The sequence below is a fragment of the Bacillus sp. JJ864 genome (genome assembly GCF_036963045.1).
GTDB classification, from domain to species: Bacteria; Bacillota; Bacilli; order Bacillales; family Bacillaceae_G; genus Bacillus_A; species Bacillus_A pseudomycoides_C.
The window spans coordinates 1-5,182 of record NZ_JBALLY010000254.1 but is presented as its reverse complement, the minus strand read 5'-3'; the positions used below and the strand labels follow the sequence as shown (position 1 = coordinate 5,182).

At 29.8% G+C, this 5,182-nt stretch carries 6 protein-coding genes; all 6 read right to left on the bottom strand.

Annotated features, from left to right (window positions below):
* Positions 1–127 precede the first annotated feature (127 nt).
* From purN to V7024_RS24095, 6 genes are read right to left on the bottom strand one after another with little or no spacing between them, the layout of a single operon-like run.
* Positions 128–757, bottom strand: a complete 630-nt coding sequence (gene purN, locus V7024_RS24120; RefSeq protein ID WP_251228909.1) for a phosphoribosylglycinamide formyltransferase — start codon at positions 755–757, stop codon at positions 128–130.
* Between the two features lie 3 nt (positions 758–760).
* Entirely contained in the window at positions 761–2,065 is a 1,305-nt protein-coding gene (locus V7024_RS24115) for an amidohydrolase family protein (protein WP_335524603.1), read from the bottom strand.
* Entirely contained in the window at positions 2,017–2,697 is a 681-nt protein-coding gene (locus V7024_RS24110) for an HAD family hydrolase (protein ID WP_335524601.1), read from the bottom strand. The genes V7024_RS24115 and V7024_RS24110 overlap by 49 nt, the downstream gene beginning before the upstream one ends.
* A 12-nt stretch (positions 2,698–2,709) precedes the next feature.
* Positions 2,710–3,597: a DMT family transporter gene (locus V7024_RS24105; RefSeq protein WP_335524599.1), complete on the bottom strand. Its 888-nt coding sequence runs from the start codon at positions 3,595–3,597 to the stop codon at positions 2,710–2,712.
* Positions 3,594–4,124 (bottom strand): inosine/xanthosine triphosphatase, encoded by a 531-nt coding sequence (locus V7024_RS24100; protein ID WP_335524597.1) that lies wholly within the window; start codon positions 4,122–4,124, stop codon positions 3,594–3,596. Before V7024_RS24100 ends, V7024_RS24105 begins: the two co-directional genes overlap by 4 nt.
* Positions 4,121–5,011, bottom strand: a complete 891-nt coding sequence (locus V7024_RS24095; protein WP_335524596.1) for a thymidylate synthase — start codon at positions 5,009–5,011, stop codon at positions 4,121–4,123. The genes V7024_RS24100 and V7024_RS24095 overlap by 4 nt, the downstream gene beginning before the upstream one ends.
* Positions 5,012–5,182 lie beyond the last annotated feature (171 nt).

The following is a 5,182-nucleotide window of genomic DNA, read 5'->3' as shown; positions in this document are numbered from 1 at the left end:
CGCCTGTTACAAAAATATATTTTGGCATTTGTCTTCCTCCGTTATATAGATAAATAAATGGTTTTTGTTTCAAAAAAAGAAGAACTCTATTATGAATTCTTCTTCTTATTACTTTTATATAATTCATTTACACAAATAGTTCATTTTCATATTTGCTATCTATATAAACAACATTATTTTCAATTCGCAGTTTATCTTCAATGAATAATTTCACTGCTCTTGCCAAAGCCTTTTTTTCAACATTAATAATAGCTTCTTTTAAATCAAACTCAGAATAATGTGGTTTTACTTCCACAGCGGCTTGAGTGATAATAGGACCTTGATCTACCTCATTATTAATAAAATGTACTGTTGCTCCAGTAATCCTTACACCTTTTTGAATAGCTTTCAATTGAGCTTTATCTCCAACAAATGCTGGAAGAAGTGAAGGATGCGTATTAATTGTTTTAGTACCATATTTGGTAATAAAATCACTACTAAATATTCTGCGGTAGCCTCCTAAAACTATTAAATCAACATTATGTTTATCAAGCAATGTTGATATCTCTCTTTCATGTTCTGGTCTATCTGAAAAATTTCTATGATCTATACAATAAGCAGCACAATCTTTTGGAATATTTAATTGATTTAAATTAATTTCAGGATTGTTTGTAATAACTAAAGTAAGTTGAGACGGAATTGATAAATGATTTAAACACTCCTGAACTGTTGAAAGTAAAGAACCGCGACCAGAAAAAAGAAATGCTACTCTTTTCATAAACTATCTCTCCAATCTTTTATTCATAATAAAATCTTTTTGAATTTGATTAAATTCTTGCTCAGGAAAATCTCCATTGATCATGATAAATTTCCCATTAATCATAACGTGAATTGGTTCATTCTTAAAAATAGTATCTATGAATAGTAAGGAAGGCTCTTGAGAACCTATAAATATATTTTTTTTATTGAAAAAACATAAATCCGCAAGCATTCCTTCTTCTATAGTTCCTAAATTGTTTATACCTAAAGCTAAGGCACTTTTTTGGGTAAGGGAATCTACTATATCAGTCGTTGCTACTTTTTTGTCTAAACACGAATCTCCGTGAAAATAAAGTGAAAATGCTGCTTCATAAGGTATTGAGTTAAAAGGGTTAACCATTGCAGCATCAGTTCCTAACCCAATATTATTATGTAGTAAATCTTTAAATGGGAAACGACCTGCTCCTGTAAAACTATTACTTACGGGACAATGTATGAAATTCAATTGTCGTTCTAACAAAATATTAACGTCTTGTTCAGAAAGCGTAGCAGCGTGAACTAATAAAGTAGAAGAATCTAATAAATTTAGTCTATTTAAAAGCTGAATTCCAGATTCCCCATAGTGATTTATACATTGTTCCACTTGGCTATTCCCTTCACAAATATGCATTACAAATTTTTTATTTTGTTTAGTTGCAAGTTTATGAAGCTCCTGCATTAATTTTGGGGTTGCTGTAAGTTCTGATGCTGTAGCCGGGTGAACTTGTATTAATTCCGATTCATATTTAGTTGAACAGTCTAAATATCGTTGGATAATTTTTCCAAGTGAAGATTCTTCTGGATTTGCCTCTTTTCCAATCCAATGATCATTTTGAGAAAAATGAATCACTGTTCGGATTCCCGTTCTTTTTGCTTGCTCAGCATCTATTTCAGCTCTACTTGTAAACATTCCTAAAGTGGTTACGCCTTGTTTAATAGATTTCAAGATAGAATATAAAGATGCTAAACTTTGCAATTCAGGCGTTTCAAGATGGTTGTTTTTGTGTACCTTGTCGAGAATTTCACTAATACTACAAAAAGCTTCCATACCTCCGTATATTTCCTTACTAGGATGTAGATGGGCATTTATTAAGCCTGGAAATACAACTAAATTTTGAGCATCAATACCATTTTCGTCCATCAATGAATTTGGAGGGAGTATTTTTTCAATATGATTCCCGGAAATTATAATGTCGGCTTCGCAGAATTTATGTTCTTTCGAATAATATATAGTATTCTTTAAGACAACACGACTTGATTTTGTATTTGATCCAAAATTAGAGTACATTGCAATTCACCACCTACTAAATATTTTTCATTAATATGTAGACTTTTCATTCCTAATTCTTTAGCTGGGTTAATATCATTTGTTAGTGAGTCACCAATAAATAAAACTTCATGCGGCTTCGCTTTCAAATTCTTTAATAAATTATTAAAAAATTCTAGATTCGGTTTGCATGCTGGATAATTTCTTCCAAATTGAAAATAAGAAAAAAAGTGTTTAATGTTGTGATAATTCATTTTTCCTATTTGGATTTTTTCCATGCCATTACTGCATACTGCTAGTGAGAATCCCATATTTACTAATTCTTTGAGTAATGTGTTTGCACCTAAGTATGGAATACATTGTTTAATGTATTCATGGCTATATCGTGATACTAAATCCGTTAAATCTTTTTTCATTCCATAAAAATCACATAACAACTTAAATCTATTAAACAGAGTTTCCTCAATGTTCTGTATCCCTTTTTCAAAATGTTCCCAAGATATTTTATTATATTTGGTAAATGTACGATGAAATTCACCGAAGGATATGATTAAATCCTTAAAATCTGTATTATATATTTCTTTTAAACTTTCTTTTTCTCCACGCTTATGATCAAAAATAGTTTCATCTAAGTCAAATACAATATACTTCATATTTTTTCTCACTCATTTCTTTCTTTTTACAGTAGGTAAAACCAATCCTGAAATAACTAAAATAGCAGCTAATAATTTTACATTTGTTATTTGTTCATTAAAAACCAAATATGAAAATAACATGGTGAAAATAGGGATAGAATTTGAGAATAAAGATGCAATGATGATATTGGTTTTTTCCATCCCATAGTTATAAGCGCTATTAGCAATTATTCCTGTAAAAATAATGGCAAATGATAAATATAACAGATGCTCAGAACTTAAAGATTTATAAGGAGCTAATCCCCCCAAAAAACTTGCTGGCAAAACGAGTAACATACTGCCGTATATAAAACACCATGTAGTATAATGTGTGGGCTTCATAGATGTCATAACTTGTTTTCCTAAAGTAATATAAATAACAAAGGAAAAAACTGCACATGCCATTATAAGGTATCCCTGCAGCGCCCCTTTATTAAAATGGTTAATATCAAAGTTCCCATTTGTAACCAGCAATATAACTCCTGAAATAGATAGTAATGTAGCGAATATATTAATTGCTTGCAATTTATTTTTTAACCAAATATAGTCTACAATATTACTAACCAAAGGAACCAAGGCAATTATTAAAGAAGCATCAATAGGTGAAATTTTTGTCATTCCATAATTAACAAGAACATTAAACAAAAATATCCCAAAAAAACTAGCATAAAAAGTCTTTATTAATATTGCCTTAGAGTACTGAAATAATCCTTTTTTAAAAATTAAGACTAGTACTATAGTTGCTCCGAAAGTTGAGTAAAACGCTAAGACATAAGGAGTAAAAACACCTAATAAAATTTTTGTTGCAACAAAGTTGTACCCCCATATCACTACAGATACTAATAGGGAAAATAAAGGCACTACAAAATTCTTATTCATGAATAATTTTCCTTATTTATTAAATAACCTAAAGCACTTCTTAAAGCACCATCAAATTCATCGACACGGTTGAAAATTCCATTTGTGATAACCCCATTTGTACCTATGAGAGAGAGTTCTTTAGTTTTATCAGGTGAATACATCTCTAGAACTAAGTCGCTTAATTTTTTTTCAGAATTAATTGCTTGTGCTAATTTATCTGGAAGTCTTACTTTTGCACTACATCCTATTGCCTCATGACCATTTTCCTTATCATAAATAACTACAATTCCATATACAAATGTTCCATAATTAAAACTTTGAATTAACCCTTCCATAGATACTATGTAATCAAAATCACTAACATTTGCATTTTCAATTCTTTTTCGACAACCAATTATGGCCTCTCCATCATTAGTCGGTGTTTCAGAAACACCTGAATCTACTGAAATAGGAATGATTTCAATGTTTTCATCAAAAACATGAGAAAACACATCAGAAACCGCTTTCATTTTTGCTTGATTAGTAGAAGTTAATACAACTTTCATTTGTCTAATTTCGCCTCTTTCTTAATCCATTTTATAATCTCCGAGTTTTCAGTTCCAATGTATATATCGTTTAAAACATTTTTAACGTTATCAATTCTAGGCATTTCAATATTATTACTACTCAAACCTTCACTAACTTCAAGAGCCTTGTTTTGGGTTTTATCATAAATTTGAGTAAATGATGTTTTCATAACTGTATTTCCAAGCTTCAAGTTTGTATATTTTTGTTCTACTAGATCTTGAAAGACTAACTCATGAATAAAAGAGAAAAACCCCATATCATATGGTAAACCAGTTATAACATCAGTACTTCTTGACATAACTTCACAATGCAAATAATTATTTTTAATAAAAAACTGCATTGCAACAGTGCATGGAAAATCTTTGGTATCACTTTTATGATAATTTTGGTTAATATTAATTATTGCTCGTCTACTATCTGGATTATCTAATAATCTTTTAATAACCCACCCATATTGATTTTCAGTTCCAGATACTTTTTCATGAAAAACATAATAACCATAGTTAGAATTGATTTTACCGTCTTCATCTACAAGAGTCATCCAAAATTTTGATGCTTGTGCTAACCCATCAGATGCCTTTAAACTCCCATTGAAATAAGCTAATAATTCTCTACATAGGTACTTTATTGCACCTGTTCTTAAACAGTGAAGTCTATTTCTGGGGTTAGTTAAAATATAATTCACTCCATAGGATTGCAATGCTTTACCAGCACGCACCTGAATTCTCTCACCATGTTCAAAGATGTGGTGGATAGATTGTTTCACTAATTCATCTACATTTTCCCCGTAAATATTTATATATGATAAACATTGTTCACCTGTAATAATATTCATATCTTTCTCCACAGTACTTGAAATGGACATTGCTCAATATACCCCCTTGAGAATTATAAGTTTAAATATTATGATGTCGAAACAATACTTTACACATATATGCGCAAATAAAAAATATATTTTTTAAATATATTTTTAACCGGTAAAAAAAATTATATCTTTTTTGGATAAAAAATACAATAATTTTTCAAATCCTGGAAT

What these genes read in the sequence shown, in the direction of transcription:
- purN (WP_251228909.1), bottom strand. Translation starts at nt 757, where the DNA reads ATGAAAAGAGTAGCATTTCTTTTTTCTGGTCGCGGTTCTTTACTTTCA.
- V7024_RS24115 (WP_335524603.1), bottom strand. Translation starts at nt 2,065, where the DNA reads ATGTACTCTAATTTTGGATCAAATACAAAATCAAGTCGTGTTGTCTTA.
- V7024_RS24110 (WP_335524601.1), bottom strand. Translation starts at nt 2,697, where the DNA reads ATGAAGTATATTGTATTTGACTTAGATGAAACTATTTTTGATCATAAG.
- V7024_RS24105 (WP_335524599.1), bottom strand. Translation starts at nt 3,597, where the DNA reads ATGAATAAGAATTTTGTAGTGCCTTTATTTTCCCTATTAGTATCTGTA.
- V7024_RS24100 (WP_335524597.1), bottom strand. Translation starts at nt 4,124, where the DNA reads ATGAAAGTTGTATTAACTTCTACTAATCAAGCAAAAATGAAAGCGGTT.
- V7024_RS24095 (WP_335524596.1), bottom strand. Translation starts at nt 5,011, where the DNA reads ATGTCCATTTCAAGTACTGTGGAGAAAGATATGAATATTATTACAGGT.